Source organism: Variovorax sp. GW823-FHT04F07, assembly GCF_058795995.1.
In genome coordinates this window covers 167,511-188,090 of record NZ_JBXAIG010000006.1, presented here as the reverse complement: position 1 = coordinate 188,090, position 20,580 = coordinate 167,511, and the positions used below count along the sequence as shown (strand labels likewise).

The following is a 20,580-nucleotide window of genomic DNA, read 5'->3' as shown; positions in this document are numbered from 1 at the left end:
GGGGCGCGCCGCAGCCGTCGATCGGATGCGGGGTGCTTCTGGATGTAAGACGTTTGAACTCGAAAAAGAGAGACAGGCCCGTGACAAGGCATCGGCCGCCGCGTCGATGCGGGTCGAAAACGAGCGGGAAAAGGGTGCGAGAAAGGGAGCGGCGCGCCGGCGGGCACGCCCGGGTCAGCGCGCCTGCAGGCGCACGCTGCCGTCGGGCCGGGCCACCGCCACCAGCGGCAGGATGGCCGGCAGCGCGTCGAGCAGGCCGGCCGAGTCGTTGGTGCGAAAGCGCCCCGAGAGCCGCATCGCGTCGATGCGGGCGTCGGCGCCGACGATGGGCGCGCTGCGGTAGCTGTTGACCGCGGCCAGCGCGTCGCCCAGCGGGGTGTTGTCGAACACCAGCCAGCCGTCGCGCCAGGCCGAGAGGGCGGCGGTGTCGGCCTGGCGCACCGGATCGGCGTGGCCGTCGCGCACCTCGAGCATGTCGCCGGCGCGCAGGTCGACCACTTCGCCGCTGCGTTCGGTGCCGGCGTGGTGCAGCACCTGCACGCGCACATGGCCGTGCTCGACGCCCACGGTGATCGGGCCGCCGCGGTCGCGCACGGTGAAGGCGGTGCCGACCACTTCGATGATCGCCTCGCGCGTGCGCACCACGAAGGGCCGCTCGGCGTCGGGGGCGACGTCGAAGCGGACCTCGCCGCGCGCCATGTCGATCATGCGGCGGCGGCGGTAGAGCGTGACGTCGACGGCGCTCTGGGGCGCCAGGTCGAGGCGGCTGCCGGCCGAGGCATCGGCGGCATCGGCCAGCGTGACCTTCAGCATCCGCGCGTTCGGCGTGCGGTACGTCGCCTGGAACACGGGCTGCTGCCAGTACCACTGCACGCCACGTCCCGCGACCACGCCGGCGCCGAGCAGCCCGGCGACCGACAGCAGCATCTTGCGGCGCGAGGGGTTGCGCCGGGCCGGTGCGGGCACGGGTTCGTCGAAGTGCGCGCGCAGATCGTCGGCCACGCCGCCCAGGGCGTTCCAGCGCTCGCGCGCCTCGCGCACGGCGGCGGCGTGTTCGGGCGAGCGCGTGCGCCACTGGTCGAGCGCGAGCCGGGCGCTGTTGGCGGCCGGGCTCGGCGGCGCGATCTCGTCCTCGACGATGAGCGCGAGCGCGCGTTCGATCAGCCGTTCACGCGGAACGACCGCTGTGGCCGCACGGCTCATGAAAAGTCTTCGGCCAGTGCGGTGTCGAAACCCGCGTGGCTGTTCACCGCCTGCGGCTCGATCAGTTCCTGGCGCAGCTCGGCGAACACGCGCGAGCAGTCGATGGTGGCGCGCAGCAGGTGCTTGGCAACCGCCATCTCGGTGATGCCCAGGCGCTGCGCGATCTCGGCGCGCGAATGGCCGTAGGCGCGGAACAGCAGGAACACCTCGCGTCGGCGCGGCGGCAGCTGTTCCATGGTTTCCACCACGCGGCGCAGCACACGGTGCTGCGCCACGACGTATTCGGACGAGGGGGCCGTGAGGTGCGTGCCCACGACGGCATGCGAGACGGCCCACTCCTGCGCCACCTTGCGGTGGCGGGCTTCGTCGATGCACAGGTTGCGCGCCACGCGGAACAGCAGGGCGCGCGGCGACTCGATGGCGGCGCCGTCACGCAGGCCGAGGGTGTGCGTGTACACCCGCTCGAAGCTGGACTGCGCGATGTCGGCCGCATGGTGCGGGTCGCGCAGGTCGCGCGTGAGCTGCCGGCGCAAGTCCGCGTAGTGAGACACAAGTTCCTGGACGAGGTCGCGCATCCGGTCGCCTTCTCGCAAGCATCGACAAAGGACCCCTGGGCCGATGGCTGGTGCGCGCCGGTGAACAAGGAGGCGAGGGCGCTGGCTTCGGTGACCCCGGGGATGGGGTTAATAAGAACTATTCTTATTTAATGTAACACCGAAGCGTTGGGTTTCCGTGGCCCGGTGGGGGCCACCCGCAGCCTGTGGTGCGCGTGTGCCCGTCTTGCATTGACCCGTTCACGCACCGGGTGATAGCCTGCCGCCCGCTTCGAACGAACCTCCACAACAGAAAGAACAGGCTTCCTCATGCACCTTCGCTCCACCCCGCGTTCATGGACGCGCGCCGCCTGCCAGGGCGCCGTGCTGGCCAGTGCCTTGCTCGCCGTCAACGCCATGGCCCAGAAGCCGCACCAGGGCGTGCTCGACGCCGCCACGCAGCAAAAGGACGAGACGCTGCAGCTGCTGGAGCGCATGGTCAACATCGACTCGGGCTCGACCAACACCGAGGGCCTGGCCAAGGTGCGCGAGATGGTGGCGGACGAACTGCGCAAGCTCGACGCGCGCATCGAGAGCTTTCCCGCCGAGCCGCACCCGGGCATCAACCTGGTCGCGACGCTGACGGGGCAGGGCAAGAAGAAGATCCTCATCCTGGCCCACATCGACACCGTGTTCAAGGACGGCACGGCCGCGGCCAAGCCCTTCTACATCAAGGACGGGCGCGCCTACGGCCCCGGCGTGATGGACAACAAGGGCGGCGTCGTGGCCGGCCTGCAGGCGCTGAAGATCCTGCAGAAGATCGGTTTCAAGGACTACGGCCAGATCACCTTCCTGATCGACACCAACGAAGAGACGGGCTCGGTCGGCACCAGCGCGCTCATCGAGCGCGTGGCCAAGCAGCACGACGTGGCGCTGAACCTCGAGCCGGGTCGCCCGGCCGACGGCCTCGTGGTCGAGCGGAAGGGCTCGGCCACGGCACTCGTCGAGGTGAAGGGGCTCGCGTCGCACGCGGGCGTCGCGCCCGAGGCGGGCCGCAATGCCGCGATGGAAGTCGCGCACCAGGTGCTGCAACTGTCGAAGGTGGCCGATGCGGCGAAGAAGACCACGGTCAACTTCACGGTGCTCACGGCCAACGGACCGACCAACGTGATTCCCGCGTCGGCCAGCGCCAAGGGCGACGTGCGCACCGCCACGCCCGAGGAGCTCGACCGCGTCGAGAAAGATCTGACGCGCATCGCGCAGAACAAGCTCATCCCCGAGACCGAGGTGCGCGTGCGCCTCGTGCGCGGCCTGCCGCCGATGCCGCGCTCGCCCGCATCGGACAAGCTCGTGCGCATGGCCGAGGGCATCTACGGCGAGATCGGCAAGAAGCTCACCATCGAGAGCAGCGGCGGCGCCGCGGACGCCAGCCTCGTGGCCGGTGTCGGCGTGCCGGTGCTCGACGGCTTCGGCATCGTGGGTGGCGGTATCCACACGCCGGAGGAATACGCCGAGGTCGAGAGCGTGGTGCCGCGGCTTTATCTGCTGTCGCGGATGCTCATGGACTTGAGCGCGAACTGATCGCGCCTGCAGTGGCGTCGAGGCAGGGCGGCGGCGTCAGGCCTTCTCCAGTTCCTGCTTCAGATCGCCCGGCTTCAAGGTCTGGGGCGAGTACCGCTTTCCGGACAGTCGAGAGAGCGCATCGACGAGCACTTGTATTTGCGATTCATCGTAGTCTGCGTTGACGCGCTGCAGAGGGTCAGGCAGTTGGGTCAAGGACGTTTCGATCTTGGTTGCGACCAAGACGAGGGCATTGACGGTTTCCGCATCCAAGGCCTTCTTGTCGTTGTGGATGCCATTGGGCCATTTCATGCTTTGTGCGAAGTCGATCAGCTTTTTCGCGTCCCGATAGCGCTGGTTCTTGTTGACGCTGTTTCTCAGCGCGTCGATGACCGCTACACGCTCGGCCGTCGAAGCCTGGGCCTCGGAGGAAAGCTTGGCGGAGAACGCCGCGAAGGTGTTGGCGGGGTCGAGCGTCGCTTCTTCCTTGGCGCGATTGATCTGCACCGTGAGGTAGGTGCGATTTGCAAGAGGCTTGTTGCACGTCGCATCCTCGTAGAGGCGCGCGTTTTTCTGGTTGAACCACCAACCGGTCCAGCGATGGGTCGAGCTCGTGCTGTCTTCGGAGCTTCCCGTGTCCGTGAACGGCATGCGCACGAAGGCGTAGTTGGCGTACTCCAGCCGGCCCGAAAGCAGTGATTTGATCTGCCCGTCGCCAGGGAGCAGCGACGCGTGGTATTTGAACTCGATGTCGCTCTTGTTGGCCTTCAGCAGACCGCCCCCGATCGTGTCGAGCACCTTCAGCACAGGAGAGGCCGGCGGGTAGGCCACGGCGCCCAGGCTGGCCGCGGCGGTGAGCAGGCCCGATATTTCGCTGTTCTCCTTGATGTCCAGCTCCATGATGTAGAACTCCAGCAGCAGGGGCTTGCCGTGGTATTCGATGGGGCCGTAGATGGGCAGCTGGCTGAAGTTCAGATGCTGCTTTTCTGCCACGCCTTCGGAGTAGTACACGAGCCGGCCACGATCTCTTCCGGCAACGCTGAAATCGAAGTCGGTCTGGGCATCTTGTTCGGCGACGCGTGCAACGATGGCAATCTCGCCGCGCTTCTTGAACCCGAGGAGGCTGGCGCCGCGCTCGACAAACTCGTTGATGAAGACCTGGTTCAGATGGATCGTGATGATGTCGCCCTTTTCGATGGTGGGGCGCTGGGCATCCGTCATGGCATCGCATCTTCCGGCGGCCATCCGGATGTCGTATTTCTTGGGATCCGTGTCGGCGGTGAAACTGTTGCCGCACACGGATTGATATTTCCTGACGAAGGGAACGCAGGAGTTGGCAACGCTCCACTGGGCTTTTGCGTAGTCGTTGATGCCCTGATCGTCGGATGCGCTGGCGAGCGTACTGGCTTGCATGAGCACGACGGCGACCGTGCGCAGGATGCTTGCATTCTTCATGGCTTCCTCCTTGTGGTTCCACGTGGATGTCGAATCCGGCTTCGTGCGTGGAGGAGGGGACGGCGTGCGCTGTATCGCCGCAAGTGTGCGATCGCGTAATTTTTGTCAGCCCCCGCAACAACGCAGAGGGACTGTTCCAGTCGCCGGAAAGGTCAGGAATCCCACAAACGAGGGAGTCGCTCGAGCAACGGGTTCGGTACAGCCGTCGCCGATGCAGACGACGGCCCCGGCAGAGGCCCGATCGAGAGGGCCTCAGCCCCGCTTCGGAATGCCCAGGCCCTTCACCACGGCGGGCCGCGCCACGAAGGCCTCAAGCACGCGCGCGACGTTCTTGAACTCGCTGAAGCCCACGAGGTCGCCGGCCTCGTAGAAGCCGATCAGGTTGCGCACCCACGGGAAGGTGGCGATGTCGGCGATGGTGTACGTGTCACCCATGATCCATGCGCGCTGGGCAAGGTGCTTGTCGAGCACGCCGAGCAGGCGCTTCGACTCGGCCACGTAGCGGTCGCGCGGGCGCTTGTCTTCGTAGTCCTTGCCGGCGAACTTGTTGAAGAAGCCGAGCTGGCCGAACATCGGGCCGATGCCGCCCATCTGGAACATCACCCACTGGATGGTCTCGTAGCGGGCCGCCGCGTCCTTGGGGATGAACTGGCCGGTCTTCTCGGCGAGGTACAGCAGGATCGCGCCCGATTCGAACAGCGCCAGCGGCTGGCCGCCCGGGCCGTTGGGGTCGAGGATGGCGGGGATCTTGTTGTTCGGGTTGAGCGACAGGAACTCCGGCGACATCTGGTCCTGGGTCTCGAAGCTCACGAGGTGCGGCTCGTAGGGCAGGCCGGTTTCCTCCAGCAGGATCGACACCTTCACGCCGTTGGGCGTGGGCAGCGAGTACAGCTGCAGGCGCTCGGGGTGCTGCGCGGGCCATTTCTTCGTGATGGGGAAGTGCGAGAGATCGGTCATGGGGAAAGTCCTTGGAAGGAGGTCGACAACGGCGAGCGCCGGATTCTGCACGGGTCAGGCGGGCGGCGTGCGCGCATGGCCTTGCAGGCGCGGCAGCACCTCGCGGCCGAGCTCGTCGACCACGTCCTGCGCGGGCCGCCGGCTGCTGCGCGCGAGGTTCAGCAGCACGTGGGCGACGCCGGCGTCCTCCATGCGGTCGAGGTAGTCGACGAGCGCATGGCGCCCGGCGCGCAGGCCGAGTTCAATGGGCTCGGCGGGGGCGTCGGCATCGTCCAGCAGGTCGAGCTGCAACGATTGAACGAAGGGCTTGGCCTCGCCGCCCGCGCGTTCGCGCAGCGCGGTCTGCCACAGGCCGATGCGGCCCTGCTGGCGCGCTTCGTCGCGGTGGTAGGTGGCCCAGCCGTCGGCGTGGGCGGCGGTCCATTGCAGCGACTGGCGCGCCGAGCCCACCACCAGCATGCCGATGCGCGCGGTGGGCGCCGCCATGAGGTCGTGGCCGCCGGTGGCTTCGTGCAGCGCGGCGCGCTCGTGCGCATCGGGCGAGAGCGCCGAGCGCACGAGGTTCCAGCGTTCGCGGAAGACGTCGCCGCGCAGCGCGATGTCCTGCTGGAAGATGGCGAACTCCGCCTCGCGGTCGCCCGAGCCCAGGCCGAGGATGAAGCGGTCGTTCGACAGGCGGTTGAGCGAGAGCGCGGCCTTGGCCACGTGCAGCGGATGGCGCAGCGGCAGCACGGCGGCGGCGGTGCCGAGCGCGATGCGCTGCGTGGCGGCGGCCAGCGCGGTGAGCCAGACGAAGGGCTCGTCGAGCACCGCGGTTTCTTCGCCCTGCGGCACCATCACGGGCACGTCGCGCATCCACAGCGCCGCAAATCCGAGCGTGTCGGCAAGGCGGGCCAGCTGCAGTTCGGACGCGGGGTCGGCCATCGCGCCGTGCGGGCGCGCCAGCGGCGTCATCAGGCCCAGGGTGAGGCGCCCGGCGAGCAGCGTCTGCCGGTAGGCGGTGTTGAACGGCGCCATGGCGGCGTCAGGCGCTCCGCTTGCGGGAGGCCGGCACGGCGGGTGCAACGGGGGCGGCGAACAGCCGCTCGATCGATTGCCGCACGTCGGCCTGCATGTCGGCGATGGCCTTGGTGTCGCCCGAGAGGTGCTTGAGCAGCGCCTGCAGGAACAGCCCGTCGAAGAGGGCGTAGCAGGCCGAGGGCGGCAGGCCCGGCGCCTGGCCGGAGAGTTCGGCGAAGCGGCTCATGATGCGCCAGATCATGTCTTCGAGGCTCTTGTCGATCTGCACCACGTCGTCGTGGAAGGCCGCTTCGAACAGCGCCTGCGAGCGCAGGTCGTACCAGAGCCGGTGCACGTGGCCTTCGCCAAGCAGCGTGTCGCCCAGACTCTGCAGGAAGCCTTCCATGAGCTCGGCATACGTCGTGGCGGTGTCGACCGCGTGGTCGTAGCGCGTGACGCAGCGCGCCTTGTACTGCTTGACGCTGCAGACGATGAGGTCGACCTTGTCGCTGAAGTAGTAGTGCAGCACGCCATGCGAGAACTCGGAGTTCTGCGCAATTTCGCGCAGGCTGGTGCGCGCGTAGCCGAGCGTGGCCAGCGTGGTGAGGGCGGCTTCGCCGAGCTCGGCGCGACGCTGCTCGAACTTGTCGGCCGGCGCCTTCTGCACCCGCCCGGCGTGCTTCTTTACCCGTGAATGAGTGGTCATTTCTAGCCAGGCCGCAGAGTGCCGGCCGCTGTGTTTCCTGGTGATTGCAAACCATAGCACGCGGCGTGGGAAATCCCTCGTACGTGCATTCCAGAGGCATTTTACGAAATTTGGGCAGTCGTCAAAAAAATTCTTGACACTCGTCAAGTCGATTCCTAGCATGGCCGCTCCATCTCATACACATATCCACAGGAGACAAGTGATGGCCAAGTTCGACTTGACGGGGCGCAAGGCCCTGGTGACGGGTGGTGCGCGCGGCATCGGCGCGGGCATCGCCCAGGCACTGGCGCAGGCGGGTGCGTCGGTGATGATCGGCGACGTGCTCGCCGACCTGGGCAAGGAGACCGCGCAGCGGCTTTCCGCTGAAGGGGCGAAGGTGGGCTTCGTCCCGCTCGACGTCACGAAGGACGGCGATTGGGCGGCTGCCACCGAGGCCACGGTGAAGGCGCTCGGCGGCTTCGACATCCTGGTCAACAACGCCGGCATCGAGATCACCTCGCTGGTGGTCGACGTCGACGGCGACGACCTGCGCCGCATGCTCGACGTGAACGTGGCCGGCACGCTGCTGGGCATGAAGCACGCCTTTCGCGCCATGCGCCCCGGCGGCAGCGCGGGCGGCGGCGGGGCGGTGGTCAACATCGCCTCGGTCGCGGCCACCATCGCCTTTCCCGCCATCGCCGGCTACTCGGCGACCAAGTCGGCGGTCGACCGCGCCACGCGCGTGGCGGCCATGGAGTCCGGCAAGCTGGGCTACGGCGTGCGCGTCAACTGCATCTACCCCGGCCTCGTGCCCACCGACATGGGAATGAAGCTCGCCAACGACATCGTGGCCGCGGGGCTTGCGCCCAGCGTCGAGGCCGCCGTGGGCGACGTCATCGGCCAGACGCCGCTGGGCCGCCTCGGCGAGATCGGCGACATGGCCGACGTGGTGGTCTTCCTCTGCTCCGACGCCGCCCGGTTCATCACCGGCGCGGGCCTCGCGGTGGACGGCGGCATGGGCATGTGAGCGATCAACCAGGAGAGAAACAATGAGCAGCAAGAAGAAACCCGTCATCGTCTACGGCGCCTCCGGCTACACCGGGCGCCTGGTCTGCGAGTACCTGCGCGAGTACCACATCCCCTTCATCGCGGCAGGCCGCAGCGCGGAGAAGCTCGAAGCGGCGATGAAGTCGAACGTGCCCGGCATCGAGACCGCCGACTACGAAGTGGTCGAGGTCGCGCACACGGTCCAGGCGCTCACCGAGCTCTTCACCGGCGCCTCGGTGGTGCTCAACACGGTGGGGCCGTTCGCCAAGTTCGGTCCCGAGGTGGTCGATGCCTGCCTGGCCGCCGGCTGCCACTACACCGACACCACCGGCGAGCAGGACTGGCTCATCACGCTCGACCAGAAGTACGGCGCCAAGTTCGCGGCGGCCGGCCTGCTGCTGTCGCCCGGCCTGGCACAGATGTACACCACCGGCGAAATCGCCGCGCAGCTGTGCCTGGAAACGCCCGGCCTGGACACGCTCGACATCGCCGTGTTCTGGGGCGGCAGCCCGACCATCGCGTCGACGCAGACCATCCTGGTGAACGCGGCCACCTCCAAGGCCTTCTACCTGGAGCAGAACCAGTACGTCGAGTGGCAACCCGACGCGGGCCTGTACCACCTGTCGATTCCCGGCCAGCACGAAGCCGCCCTGGCATTGCCCTGGGGCGGTACCTCGCACCCGGTGTGGTTCAAGCGCGATCCGCGCGTGGCCAACGTGAAGGTGCTCGGCGGCGTCTTCAACAAGCCGCTGATGCTGGGCGTGCCGCAGATCGTGGCCGCCGCGCTCAAGGCCACCGAAGGCATGAACGACGAAGACCGCTATGCGGCGCTGGCCCAGACGGCGGCGGGCGTGATGAACACCATGCCGCCGCGCGAGAACCCGCGCATCAACAAGTCGGTCGACTCGGTGCATGCCTCCGGTCCGCTGGGCCGCGCGCACTGCGTGATCTTCGGCAACTGCAACTACAAGCAGACCGGCCTGCTGCAGGCCTACGCAGCGGCTTCGCTGCTGCAGCAGGCGCCGCGCCGCGCCGGCTTTGCCTCGGGCTGCCAGGCTTTCGGGCACCGCGAGCTGCTGGGGGCGCTGCGCAGCTTCGGGCTGGTGCAGGAACCCGTGCTCACGCAGATGGGCTGACGCGCATGCGCCTCGTCGACTACCTCGACAAAGGCGCCCAGCAGGGCGCCGATTCGCCGTGCCTCACCATGGGCGACGCCGACCTGAGCTACGGCCAGGTGCAACGCATCAGCTGGCGCGTGGCGCGCGGCCTGCAGCGCGCGGGCGTCCAGCCCGGGGACAAGGTGGCGGTGCTCTCGAGCAACGACGCCCTGGCCTTCGCCACGGTGTTCGGCATCTCGCGCGCCGGTGGCGTGTGGTGCCCGATCAACCCGCGCAACGAAGCCAGCGAGAACGCCTTCGTGCTCGATGCCTTCGATTGCGCCTGCCTCGTGTTCCACAGCAACTACGCGCCCATGGTCGAGCAGATGCGCACGCAGCTGCCGAAACTGAAGGCGCTGGTGTGCCTCGACCAGCGGCAGCCTTTCGCGCCCGCCATGGACGAATGGCTCGACGGGCTGGGCGATGCGCCGATCGACATCGCACCGCCCGACGACGTGGCCATGATCGCCGGCACCGGCGGCACCACCGGCCAGCCCAAGGGCGTGATGCTCTCGGGCGGCAACCTGGAGGCGATGTCGGCGCTGACCCTCATGGGCTACCCCTTCGAAGGCCGGCCCGTGTACCTGGCGCTCGCGCCGCTCACGCATGCGGCCGGCGTGCTGTGCCTGCCGGTGATGGCGCTGGGCGGGCGCGTGGTCATCATGCCCAAGCCCGACCTGAGCGAGTTCCTTTCGCTCATCGAGCGCCGGCGCGTCACCCACACCTTCCTGCCGCCGACGCTGATCTACATGCTGCTGCAGCACCCGGACCTGGCGCAGACGAAGCGCGACTCGCTGCAGTGCTTCTGGTACGGCGCCGCGCCCATGTCGGCCGCGCGGCTCGAAGAAGCGCTCGACAAGATCGGCCCCGTCATGGCCCAGCTCTTCGGCCAGACCGAGGCGCCGATGATGGTCTCGATGATGCCGCCGCGCGACCACTTCAACCCCGACGGTTCGGTGGCGCGCCAGCGCCTGGCCTCGGCGGGGCGGCCCGGGCCGCTGGTGCAGGTCGGCATCATGAACGGCGAGGGCGCCTTGCTGCCCACGGGCGAGAGCGGCGAGATCGTGGTGCGCGGCTCGCTCGTGATGCGCGGCTACTACAAGGACCCGAAGGCTACGCAGGAGGCCTCGCGCCACGGCTGGCACCACACGGGCGACATCGGCTACCTCGACGACGAGGGTTTCCTGTACATCGTCGACCGCGCCAAGGACATGATCATCTCGGGCGGCTTCAACGTCTACTCCGCCGAGGTGGAGCAGGTGCTGATGCAGCACCCCGACGTGCAGGACAGCGCGGTCGTCGGCCTGCCCGACGAGAAGTGGGGCGAGCGCGTGGTGGCCGTGCTGCAACTGCATGCGGGCCGCAGCGTGGACGCCGAGGCGATCAAGACTTTCGTCAAGTCGCGCATCGGCAGCGTGAAGGCACCCAAGCAGGTCGAGGTGTGGGCCGACCTGCCGCGCTCCAAGGTCGGCAAGGTGCTCAAGAAGGAAGTGCGGGCGTCGCTGCTGCAGAAGCTGTCGTCATCCTGATTCAGTCGCGCTGGTAGTGCCCCTGGTGGGCCTGGCGCAGCTCGAACTTCTGGATCTTGCCCGTCGAGGTCATCGGCAGCGCGGGCACGAAGACGATGTCCTTGGGCACCTCGAAGCCACCCAGGTGTTCCTTGCAGTGCGCCGTGAGCGTGGCTTCCGAGAACTCTGCCGGCGCATCGGGCCGGCGCGTGACGAAGGCCGTGATGGCCTCGCCCCAGCGCTCGTGCGGCAGGCCGACCACCGCCGCGTTGAGCACGCCCGGGTGGCGCAGCAGCACCTCCTCGACCTTGAGCGAGGGCACGTTCTCGCCGCCCGACTTGACCATGTCCTTGAGCCGGTCGAGAAAGATCAGCTGCCCGTCGTCGTCCAGCTTGCCCAGGTCGCCCGAGTGGTGCCAGCCGAAGCGCTGCGCATGCGCCGTGGCCTGCGGGTCCTTGTAGTAGCCGAGCATCACGTTCGGTCCGCGAAAGACGATCTCGCCGACCTGGTTCGGTGCGAGCAGCTCGCCTTCGTCGCCCATCACCGCGACCTCGTTCACCAGCGTGCCCACGCCCCAGTACGAGCCGAAGCGCTCGCGCTGCTGGTGCGTCTCGAAGATGGTGGCGCCGGGGTACATCTCGGTCTGCCCCGAGGCCAACGCGAAGTTCGGGCACAGCGCGTCGAGCAGGCGCAGCAGCAGCGTGCGCGACATCGGCGCCATCGCATACACGCACAGCCGCAGGCTCGACAGGTCGCGCGACTCGCGCTGCGGGTGGGCCAGCAGCGCGCCGTACATCATGGGCAGTCCGACCGTCACGGTGATCCTGTGGCGCTCGATGGCGGCGAGCATCGCGCCGGGGTCGAAGCCGCGCAGGATGACGTTCGTGCCGCCCACCGCGAGCGCCGACATCAGCACCGTGTGCTGCCCGCAGTGAAACAGCGGCAGCACGTTGCTCCACACGTCGTGGTGCGCAGGGCCGCCGCCCCATTCGAGCATGTTGCTCTGGAGCACCGAGTGCACCGAGGCGTGCGAATGCATCACGCCCTTCTGCCGGCCGGTGGTGCCGCTCGTGTACATGATGAGCGCGAGCTGGTCGCTGTCGATAGGCACGTCGGGCAGCGTGGCTGGGCCCTGCGCGATGGCCTGCGCCACGGTGGGCACGCCGGGCGGCGGCGTGTCGCCGTCGAGCACGCACAGCAGCGGCGAGACACCGGCCGTGTCCAGCAGCTGGCGCAGCTCGGGGCGCGCGTGCAGCGCGGTGTCGATCACCAGGTGCCGCGTTTCGGCGTGTTCGAGGATGTAGCCGATGGCATCGACCGCGAGCGCCGTGTTGATCGGCACCCACACGAGCCCGGCCTTCTGGATGCCCAGCAGCGCGACCACCATCTCGATCGAGTTGTTGCACAGCATGCCCACGCGCTCGCCGCTTGCGAGGCCAAGGCCCAGCAGGTGGTGCGCGAAGCGGTTCGATGCGGTGTCGAGCTCGCTGTAGCTCATGCGGTGCTCGCCTTCGATGAGCGCGGTGCGCGCACCGAAGCGCCGCGCGCTGCGGTGGACCACGTCGCCCAGCGCAATGCGGGCGATGCGTTGGAAGGAGGAGGGCGTGGGCTCGGTACGGGCGGCGGGCATGGGGGCGTGTCTCCGGTCGTTGGGGGTGTTCGATCGGAGCGCAGACTAAGACCGGCAACGCCTGCCGGTCTTGCGAAGAGTGGCTATGCGGCGCCGGCCGCCCGCCGGGGCCGCGTCAGAAGCGGGCCTTGAGGAAGGCCGAGGGCCCTTGCAGCCGCACCTTGAGGCGCGAATCGGCGAAGCCGCCCTCGCGCGTGAGGTCGATGTTGGTCACGCCATACGACAGCACCAGGCCCACGTTCTTCACCGGAAACCACTCCACGCCGGCTGCGGCGTTGTAGATGTTGCCGTGGAAGCGGCCGCTGCTTTTCCAGACGCCGGAGGCGTCTGCGAACAGCCGGAGGTCGGGCGTGATCGCGTGGCGCACGCCGACCTCGAGCAGGGGCGCGATGGCGTTGTCGCTCGAGCGCTCGCTGACCGAACGCACCTGTCCGTTCACCCCGACCAGCGCGCTGGCACCGAGCGTCGCGCGGTAGTAGGCCGCGCCGGCGCCCAGGCCGAAGACGGTGTTGCCCGAGCCGAGCCACCACTTGTAGGCGAGCTTGGCGAAGTCCAGCTGGGCCGAGAGGTTCGCGTTGCCGATGGCGCTCAGCGAGCCGAAGCTGCCGAACGAGGTGTTGCCGGCGACCTGTCCTTCATAGTCGCGCTTGTAGCGGTAGTAGTCGAAAGACAGGCCCTGGCTGTCGCCGATCAGCACGTCGGCCGAGATGCGCGGCATGGTCACGCGGCCCGGCTTGAGTTCGTTCGATCGCAGCACGCCGTAGGGGGTTTCGACCGAGGCGCTGAACTTGGGATCGGCACTGAAGGCTCCCACCGAGAAGCTGAAACGGTCCAGCGCCGGTGAGGGCTCGGCCGCAGCAAAGGGCGCGAAGCAAAGAAGGGAGAGGGCGCCGGTTCCGGCCAGGGCGCCCAGGGCGCCGAATCTCGCGGTCCGGTCGAACGGACGCGAACGAAGCAACAGCATGAAAGAAATCCTTCGGGTGAAAGATGCCTCGGGCATGTGCATGGCGCAATGCCTCCGGGCTGAGGCTCCCTGAAACCGCATCACCTTAGTGACGCGGCATCGCGCTGCGCATGCGCCGTTGGCCGATGTGCCTGTAGGAAATTGCCGATCGCGCGCCGATGCATGCCGCGGCGCTACAGTCCGCCCATGCGCGAACACCTTTCCACCACCACCGGTCCCCAACGCCTTCTCTACGGGGCCGCGGCGGCCGTCGTGGTGGCGCTCGTGCCCTGGCCGATGGGCCTCACGGCGCGCGCGCTGGCCGGCTGGTGCGCGGGCGTGGCCGTGTACCAGGTGCTCAGCTGGTGGTTGGCCGAGACCTTCGACGCCCAGCGTACGCGCGAGCGCGCGCAGCAGCTGGACCAGCCCAACGTCGTGATCCTGGTGTCGATGCTGGTGGCGGTGGGCGTGAGCGTGGTCGCCATCGCGATGCTGCTGCAGCAGGTGCGCCAGCTCAGCGGCTGGGCGCGCGGCGCGCACGTGGCGCTGGGGCTGGTGGCGCTGGCGGGCTCGTGGCTGATGATGCACACGATCTACGCCTTCCACTACGCGCACCGCTATTACATCGACCGCAAGGACAGCGCCTCCGACGGCGGGCTCGACTTTCCGGGCAAGGAAGCGCCCGACTACTTCGACTTCATGTACTACGCCTACGTGATCGGCATGACCTCGCAGGTGTCGGACGTGCAGGCCACTTCGCACGAGATGCGGCGCATCACGCTGGTCCACAGCGTGCTCGCCTTCGCCTTCAACATGCTCGTGCTGGCCCTGTCGGTGAACGTGGTGGCCGGCGTGGTCTGAAGAAGGCTCAGCCCGCGGCCTTGCGCAGCGACGGCAGCTTGACGATGCCGGTCGACAGCGCCACGCCGCACACGATCACGAAGGCGCAGATCAGCATCCACTGCGTGATCTGCTCGCCCAGGAACACGGCGCCGTAGAACAGCGCGAACACCGGCACGAGGAAGGTCACGGTGAGCGCGCGGGCCGGGCCGGCGCGTTCGATGAGTCGGAAGAACAGGATGTAGGCCACGCCCGTGCAGGCGATGCCCAGGGCCAGCAGCGCCAGCCACGCGCGCAGGCTGGGCATCTGCGCGGGCCAGAGCCAGATCGCGGGCAGCGCGAGGAACAGGCTGGCGCCGATCTGGCTGCCGGTGGCCGTGGTCAGCGCGGGCACGCCGGACAGGTGGCGCCGCGTGGCGCTGGCCGAGATGCCGTAGCACAGGCACGCCGCCAGGCAGGCCAGCACGGCCCACAGCGCGGCGTGGTTGCTGGCGCCGGCATGCAGGCCGGCGCTGCGGCTGGCGAGCATCGCGACGCCCGCGAAACCGATCACCAGGCCGACGAGGCGCGAGCCGTTCGGCCGCTCGCGAAACCAGGCCCAGGCCACCAGCGCGCCGAACATCGGCGTGGTGGCGTTGAGCACCGCCGCCAGGCCGGTGTTGATGGTCAGCAGCGCGAAGCAGAACAGCGCGAAGGGCATGCCCGAGTTGAAGATGCCGACCGTGAGGCTGGCCTTCCAGTGCTTGGCGATCGACGGCCCCTGGCCGCGCAGCAGCGCGATCGGCAGCAGGAACAGCGCCGCGATGACCACGCGCACGGCCGCGGTCGGCAGCGCGCCGAACTCCGCCGCGCCGATGCGCATGAACAGGAAGGAGGCGCCCCACAGCGCGCCCAGCAGCACGAGATCGACAAGCCACGCCTTGGGCGCGAGCGCGGCGGGGGCGGGCGAAGGCGAGGGGGCGACGGTGCTGTTGTTGTTCGTTGTGGTCATGCGTCTCTTTGGGGTGTGGCGCGCTGCGCTACATCGAGAGGATGTCGCGCCGCGCCACGGGCGGTGTTTTCTTCTGTCTTACTTGCCGGTCTCGAGTTCGAGCAAGGCGGTCTTGCGCTCGAGCCCGCCAGCGTAACCGGTCAGCGAGCCGTCTGCACCGAGCACGCGATGGCAGGGCACGATCACGCTGATCGGGTTGCGCCCGACCGCCGCACCGACCGCGCGCACCGCGGCCGGGTTGCCCACGCGCTGGCTCAGCGCGCCGTAGGTCGTGGTCTCGCCGGCCGGGATGGCGAGCAGCGCCTGCCACACGCCCTGCTGGAAGGCGGTGCCGTGCGACAGGTCGAGCTGCATGTCGAAGTGGCTGCGACGGCCCGCGAAATAGTCGTGCAGTTGCGCGGCCGCCTCGACCAGCGCGGGGTGGTCGTCCTTGGTCTGCCAGCCCGTGGTGTCGGGCCAGTGGCGCTGGTGGTCGAACCAGACGCCGGCCAGGCCCTGATCGGTGGCGGCCATCGTGACGCCGCCCAGCGGCGTGTCGGTGTGCGAGGTGTAGATGACGGTGCGCTTGAATTTCATGGTCTTTCAGGCACGGGGCCTGCCGTTGCGAGGTCGGAAGAAGTGGCGGTCGGCGCGGCGGCCGATGCCGGTTCGGAGGGCGCGGGCGGTGTGTGCCAGGCCCGCAGCACCGCATAGCTGCGCCAGGGGCGCCAGGCCTGCGAGGCCTCGCCCGCGGCGCGCGCGGTGGTCACGCCCAGCGCCTTCTGCAGGGCCACGTCGCCGGCGGGGAAGGCGTCGGGCCAGCGCAGGGCGCGCATCGCGATGTACTGCGCGGTCCAGGCGCCGATGCCGGGCAGTTCCTGCAGCGCCGCCAGGGTGGAGGGCACGTCGGCGCCCGCATGCAGCGCCAGCCGGCCCGAAGCCACTTCGCGCGCGATGGCCTGCAGCGCGGCCTGCCGCTGGCGCACGATGCCCAGCTGCCCGAGCGCATCGCCGCTGGCCGCCGCCAGCGCGGCGGGCGTGGGGAAGAGGCGGCTCAGGCCGTCGATGGGCGTGTCGATCGCGTCGCCGAAAGCCTCGACCAGCCGCGAGCCCAGCGTGCGCGCCGCGGCCACGGTGATCTGCTGGCCCAGCACCGCGCGCACCGCGAGCTCGAAGCCGTCGACCGTGCCCGGCACGCGCAGCCCGTCGCCGTGCGGAAAGGCCGCATGCAGCGCGGCGTTGATGGCCATCGGCTCCGCATCGAGGTCGAACAGGGCGCGTGCGCGGCTGATGACGATGGGCAGCACCGCGGCCAGCGAATCGCTCACGGCCAGCAGCACCTGCTCGCGTTCGAGGTCGAAGCGCAGCTGCAGCCAGCCGGCATGCGCCTGCCCGCCGTGCTGCACGCGCAGGGTGCGCGCCAGCCGCACGTAGGTCGGCGTGCTGCCCTTGGCGGGCTCCTTGCCGTCGGCGGTGTGCACGGTCTCGACGCCGCGCAGCGCGCGCCGTGCGAAGAAGCCGAGCATGGCGTTCGCGTCGTAGGGCGGGCGAAAGCCCAGCCGCACCTCGATGGCCTTGCCTTCGCCGCCCTCGGTGCCGCCCGCGCGGCGCAGTGCGCTCGGGTTGAGCCCGTAGTGCTCCACGAAGGCCGCATTGAAGCGCCGCACGCTCGCGAAGCCGCTGGCCAGCGCCACCTGCGTCATCGGCAGGCGCGTGTCGGCGATGAGCTGCTTGGCGGCCAGCAGGCGGCGCGTCTGCAGGTACTGCAGCGGCGACACGCCGAACTGCGCCTCGAAGATGCGCCGCAGGTGGCGGTCGCTCACGCCCAGGCGGGCCGCGATCTGCGCCGCGCCGGGGCCTTCCTCGGACCAGGCATCGGGCTCGTCGATCAAGCGCGCCGCCTGCAATGCGAGGATGCGCGAGGCGTCTTCGGTCGACCAGCTGGCTGCGCGCGGCGCCAGCTCGGGCCGGCAGCGCAGGCAGGGGCGAAAGCCTGCTGCCTCGGCCTGGGCTGCGTGGCGGAAGAAGCGGCAGTTCTCGCGCCGCGGCAGCTTCACGCGGCACACCGGCCGGCAGTAGATGCCGGTGGAGGTCACGGCCGTGAAGAACGAGCCGTCGAAGCGCGCGTCGTGCGTCTTCATCGCCAGGTAGCAGGCGTCGCTCTCGAGCACTTCGGAGGGGGCGTGGGCGGTAGACATGGGGAAATGATACGGTTTCGACTCGTTTCAACTGGCCGTTTTCGGACATCGATGTCTACAACGCGTTGCCTACAATGCCCGACTCCGAACCAACAGTGACTCCGCCCTTCATGCAGCTCAGCGCATCGATCTTCAAGGCCTATGACATCCGCGGCGTCGTGCCCCTCAGTCTCGATGTCGAAGTGGCCGAGGCGCTGGGCCGTGCCTTCGGCAGCGCAGCCCGCGCGGCCGGCGAGACCGCGGTGGCCGTGGGCCGCGACGGCCGCCTGTCGGGCCCGGCGCTGGTGGACGCGCTGATCGACGGCCTGGTCGCCACCGGCGTCGAGGTGATCGACATCGGCGCGGTCACGACCCCGATGCTGTACTTCGCGGCCCACACGCTGTGCACCAGCGGCATCCAGGTCACGGGCAGCCACAACCCGAAGGACTACAACGGCTTCAAGATGGTGCTGGCCGGCCGCGCGATCTACGGCGACGAGATCCAGGGCCTGCGCAAGACTATGGAAGAGGGCACTGCAAAGCTCGCACCGGGCGGCAGCGTGCGCAAGGTCGACGTGACCGACGCCTACGTGCAGCGCATCGTGGGCGACATCAAGCTCGCGCGCCCCATGAAGATCGTGGTCGATTCGGGCAACGGCATCGCGGGCGCGACCGCGCCGGCCATCTTCCGCGCCATCGGCTGCGACGTGGTCGAGCTGTTCAGTGAGGTCGACGGCAACTTCCCCAACCACCACCCCGATCCGAGCAAGCCCGACAACCTCCGGGACCTGATGGCCGAACTGGCCAAGGGCCAGGCCGAGCTGGGCCTGGCTTTCGACGGCGACGGCGACCGGCTGGGCATCGTCACGAAGGACGGCCAGAACATCTTCCCCGACCGCCAGATGCAGCTCTTTGCGCAGGACGTGCTCTCGCGCGTGCCCGGCGGCACCATCGTCTACGACGTGAAGTGCTCCCAGCGCCTGGCGCCGGCCATCGAGGCCGCGGGCGGCACGCCGATGATCTACAAGACCGGCCACTCGCTCATCAAGGCGAAGATGAAGGAAATCGATTCGCCGCTGGGCGGCGAGATGAGCGGCCACATCTTCTTCAAGGAGCGCTGGTACGGCTTCGACGACGGCACGTACGCCGGCTGCCGCCTGCTCGAGATCCTGAGCAAGCACCCGGACGCGAACGCCGTGCTCAATGCGCTGCCCACCAGCTTCTCGACCCCCGAACTGAACGTCGCCTGCGCCGAAGGCGAGCCGCACGCGCTGGTCGCCCAACTCGTGCAGAACGCGCGCTTCGACGCGCCCGCCCAGGTCTCGACCATCGACGGCCTGCGCGTGGACTGGCCCGATGGATTCGGGCTGATCCGCGCTTCCAATACCACCCCCGTGCTGGTGCTGCGCTTCGAAGGCCAGACCGAGGCGGCGCTCCAACGCATCGAGACCGAGATGCTTGCGGTGCTGCGAACGGTCAAGCCCGACGCCACGCTGGCCGCTGCTGCCCACTGAAGAACCTGTGCGTTCCCTGCTGCTTCGCCTCTACGGCGTCTTCACCACCGCCGTCCAACCGCTGGTCCGCCGCAAGCTGCGCCGCCGCGCCGTCGCCGAGCCCGGCTATGCCGTGGCCGTCGAGGAGCGCTTCGGCCACTACGACGACGCCACCACCGGCTTTGCCCAGTGCTGGGTGCATGCCGTCTCGCTGGGCGAGACGCGCGCCGCCGCCATCCTGATCGCCGAGCTGCGGCGCCAGTACCCGGGCATTCCGATCCTGCTCACGCACGGCACCGCCACGGGCCGCGAGGAGGGCGCCAAGCTGCTCGAGCCCGGCGACACGCAGGTCTGGCAGCCGTGGGACACGCCGGGCGCCGTTGCCCGCTTTCTCGACCGCTTCCAGCCGCGCATCGGCGTGCTGATGGAAACCGAGGTCTGGCCCGAGATGGCCGCCGCCTGCGCCGAGCGCCGCATTCCGCTGGTGCTGGCCAATGCGCGGCTCAACGAGAAATCGCGCGCCGCGGCCGAACGGCTCAGCGGGCTGGCGCGGCCGGCGTACTCGGCGCTCGCCGCCGTCTGGGCGCAGACCGAGGCCGACGCGCACCGGCTGGTGTCGCTGGGCGCCAAGGTGGCCGGGATCTACGGCAACCTCAAGTTCGACGCCACGCCCGACGCGCGGCAACTGGCCACGGCCGTGTCGCTGCGCGAGCACCTGCCGCGCCCGATGGTCGTGCTGGCCAGCTCGCGCGACGGCGAGGAGCGGCTGCTGCTGGAGGTGCTCAAGCGCTTCGGCGCCACCTCGCCGGTGCCGCCCGAGCAGGGCGCGATCCGCTCGATCGCCAAGCGCGTGCACGACGTGCAATGGATGATCGTGCCGCGCCATCCGCAGCGTTTCGACGAGGTGGCGGCGCTCATCGAGGCCGAAGGCTTCGCGGTGGCGCGCCGCAGCGCGGCCGGCCAGCCGGCCGAGGCCGAGATCTGGCTCGGCGATTCGCTGGGCGAGATGGCGCTGTACTACGGCCTGGCCGACGTGGCCTTGCTCGGCGGCAGCTTCGAGCCGCTGGGCGGGCAGAACCTCATCGAGCCGGCGGCCTGCGGCTGCCCGGTGGTCATGGGCCCTTCGACCTTCAATTTCGCCGAGGCGGCGCAGCTGTCGCTCGCGGCGGGTGCGTCGCTGCGCGTCGAGGGCATGGAGCAGGCCGTGACGGCCGCGCTCAAGCTGGTCGAGAACCCGGAGCGCCGCGCCGTGATGGCGCAGGCCGCGCTGGCGTTTTCGTCGTCGAACCGCGGGGCGGCCGAACGCACGGCCGCGGCGGTGCTGGCGATTGCGCAGGCGGCGGAGCCGGTGACGACACCTGTGGCCGGCGACGACGGCGCGCCGCCCGAAGCGGCGCGGGCCGAACCCACGCTGGATTGAGCG

18 protein-coding genes are annotated in these 20,580 nt (G+C 69.1%); 7 read left to right on the top strand and 11 right to left on the bottom strand.

The features are described 5' to 3' along the window. Positions 1-174: 174 nt before the first annotated feature. On the bottom strand, positions 175-1,203 hold the full coding sequence (locus AC1RAA_RS25080) for a FecR family protein (RefSeq protein WP_492728046.1): 1,029 nt from the start codon (positions 1,201-1,203) through the stop codon (positions 175-177). Next, positions 1,200-1,778: an RNA polymerase sigma factor gene (locus tag AC1RAA_RS25075; protein ID WP_159275880.1), complete on the bottom strand. Its 579-nt coding sequence runs from the start codon at positions 1,776-1,778 to the stop codon at positions 1,200-1,202. The genes AC1RAA_RS25080 and AC1RAA_RS25075 overlap by 4 nt, the downstream gene beginning before the upstream one ends. 288 nt (positions 1,779-2,066) lie before the next feature. Between AC1RAA_RS25075 and AC1RAA_RS25070 the strand changes: the two genes are divergently transcribed. Continuing rightward, positions 2,067-3,317, top strand: coding sequence for a glutamate carboxypeptidase (locus AC1RAA_RS25070; protein ID WP_492728042.1), 1,251 nt, complete (start codon positions 2,067-2,069; stop codon positions 3,315-3,317). A gap of 36 nt (positions 3,318-3,353) precedes the next feature. On the opposite strand, the gene AC1RAA_RS25065 is transcribed toward AC1RAA_RS25070, so the two are convergent. The 4 genes from AC1RAA_RS25065 to AC1RAA_RS25050 all read right to left on the bottom strand — a co-directional run bounded on the left by AC1RAA_RS25065 (position 3,354) and on the right by AC1RAA_RS25050 (position 7,413). Then, positions 3,354-4,751, bottom strand: a complete 1,398-nt coding sequence (locus AC1RAA_RS25065; protein WP_492728039.1) for a hypothetical protein — start codon at positions 4,749-4,751, stop codon at positions 3,354-3,356. A 252-nt stretch (positions 4,752-5,003) separates the two neighbouring features. Next, entirely contained in the window at positions 5,004-5,708 is a 705-nt protein-coding gene (locus AC1RAA_RS25060; RefSeq protein ID WP_492728037.1) for a glutathione S-transferase N-terminal domain-containing protein, read from the bottom strand. A 54-nt stretch (positions 5,709-5,762) separates the two neighbouring features. Then, complete coding sequence (locus AC1RAA_RS25055) at positions 5,763-6,725, bottom strand: TIGR03571 family LLM class oxidoreductase (RefSeq protein ID WP_492728036.1); 963 nt, start codon at positions 6,723-6,725, stop codon at positions 5,763-5,765. Positions 6,726-6,732: 7 nt separating this feature from the next. Beyond that, the gene (locus AC1RAA_RS25050; RefSeq protein WP_492728033.1) at positions 6,733-7,413 is read right to left on the bottom strand and encodes a TetR/AcrR family transcriptional regulator; all 681 of its coding nucleotides are present in this window, start codon (positions 7,411-7,413) and stop codon (positions 6,733-6,735) included. A 202-nt stretch (positions 7,414-7,615) separates the two neighbouring features. Here AC1RAA_RS25050 and AC1RAA_RS25045 point away from each other — a divergent pair, with 202 nt between their 5' ends. The 3 genes from AC1RAA_RS25045 to AC1RAA_RS25035 are packed head-to-tail and all read left to right on the top strand — an operon-like array spanning position 7,616 to position 11,125. Continuing rightward, positions 7,616-8,419 (top strand): SDR family NAD(P)-dependent oxidoreductase, encoded by an 804-nt coding sequence (locus AC1RAA_RS25045; RefSeq protein ID WP_095746287.1) that lies wholly within the window; start codon positions 7,616-7,618, stop codon positions 8,417-8,419. Positions 8,420-8,441: 22 nt separating this feature from the next. Next, a complete protein-coding gene (locus tag AC1RAA_RS25040) occupies positions 8,442-9,575 on the top strand; it encodes a DUF5938 domain-containing protein (RefSeq protein WP_492728030.1) in 1,134 nt (377 codons plus the stop codon). Positions 9,576-9,580: 5 nt separating this feature from the next. Continuing rightward, positions 9,581-11,125, top strand: a complete 1,545-nt coding sequence (locus tag AC1RAA_RS25035) for an acyl-CoA synthetase (RefSeq protein ID WP_492728027.1) — start codon at positions 9,581-9,583, stop codon at positions 11,123-11,125. Between the two features lies 1 nt (position 11,126). Here the strand turns inward: AC1RAA_RS25035 and AC1RAA_RS25030 are convergent, their stop codons facing one another. Further along, positions 11,127-12,734: a class I adenylate-forming enzyme family protein gene (locus AC1RAA_RS25030; protein ID WP_492728026.1), complete on the bottom strand. Its 1,608-nt coding sequence runs from the start codon at positions 12,732-12,734 to the stop codon at positions 11,127-11,129. 115 nt (positions 12,735-12,849) lie between these two features. Beyond that, on the bottom strand, positions 12,850-13,698 hold the full coding sequence (locus AC1RAA_RS25025; RefSeq protein ID WP_159275890.1) for a hypothetical protein: 849 nt from the start codon (positions 13,696-13,698) through the stop codon (positions 12,850-12,852). 186 nt (positions 13,699-13,884) lie between these two features. On the opposite strand from AC1RAA_RS25025, the gene AC1RAA_RS25020 reads away from it, so the two are divergent. Next, positions 13,885-14,538: a DUF1345 domain-containing protein gene (locus tag AC1RAA_RS25020; RefSeq protein ID WP_492728025.1), complete on the top strand. Its 654-nt coding sequence runs from the start codon at positions 13,885-13,887 to the stop codon at positions 14,536-14,538. Between the two features lie 7 nt (positions 14,539-14,545). Here the strand turns inward: AC1RAA_RS25020 and AC1RAA_RS25015 are convergent, their stop codons facing one another. The 3 genes from AC1RAA_RS25015 to AC1RAA_RS25005 all read right to left on the bottom strand — a co-directional run bounded on the left by AC1RAA_RS25015 (position 14,546) and on the right by AC1RAA_RS25005 (position 17,685). Then, a complete protein-coding gene (locus AC1RAA_RS25015) occupies positions 14,546-15,508 on the bottom strand; it encodes a DMT family transporter (RefSeq protein ID WP_492728024.1) in 963 nt (320 codons plus the stop codon). Between the two features lie 78 nt (positions 15,509-15,586). Further along, positions 15,587-16,084: a methylated-DNA--[protein]-cysteine S-methyltransferase gene (locus tag AC1RAA_RS25010; RefSeq protein WP_095746281.1), complete on the bottom strand. Its 498-nt coding sequence runs from the start codon at positions 16,082-16,084 to the stop codon at positions 15,587-15,589. Continuing rightward, entirely contained in the window at positions 16,081-17,685 is a 1,605-nt protein-coding gene (locus tag AC1RAA_RS25005) for a DNA-3-methyladenine glycosylase 2 family protein (RefSeq protein ID WP_492728023.1), read from the bottom strand. Before AC1RAA_RS25005 ends, AC1RAA_RS25010 begins: the two co-directional genes overlap by 4 nt. Positions 17,686-17,795: 110 nt before the next feature. Between AC1RAA_RS25005 and AC1RAA_RS25000 the strand changes: the two genes are divergently transcribed. Together AC1RAA_RS25000 and AC1RAA_RS24995 are read left to right on the top strand one after the other, a co-directional pair. Then, positions 17,796-19,178 (top strand): phosphomannomutase/phosphoglucomutase, encoded by a 1,383-nt coding sequence (locus AC1RAA_RS25000; RefSeq protein ID WP_492728022.1) that lies wholly within the window; start codon positions 17,796-17,798, stop codon positions 19,176-19,178. Between the two features lie 7 nt (positions 19,179-19,185). Then, the gene (locus AC1RAA_RS24995; RefSeq protein ID WP_307637856.1) at positions 19,186-20,577 is read left to right on the top strand and encodes a 3-deoxy-D-manno-octulosonic acid transferase; all 1,392 of its coding nucleotides are present in this window, start codon (positions 19,186-19,188) and stop codon (positions 20,575-20,577) included. Positions 20,578-20,580: the final 3 nt, after the last annotated feature.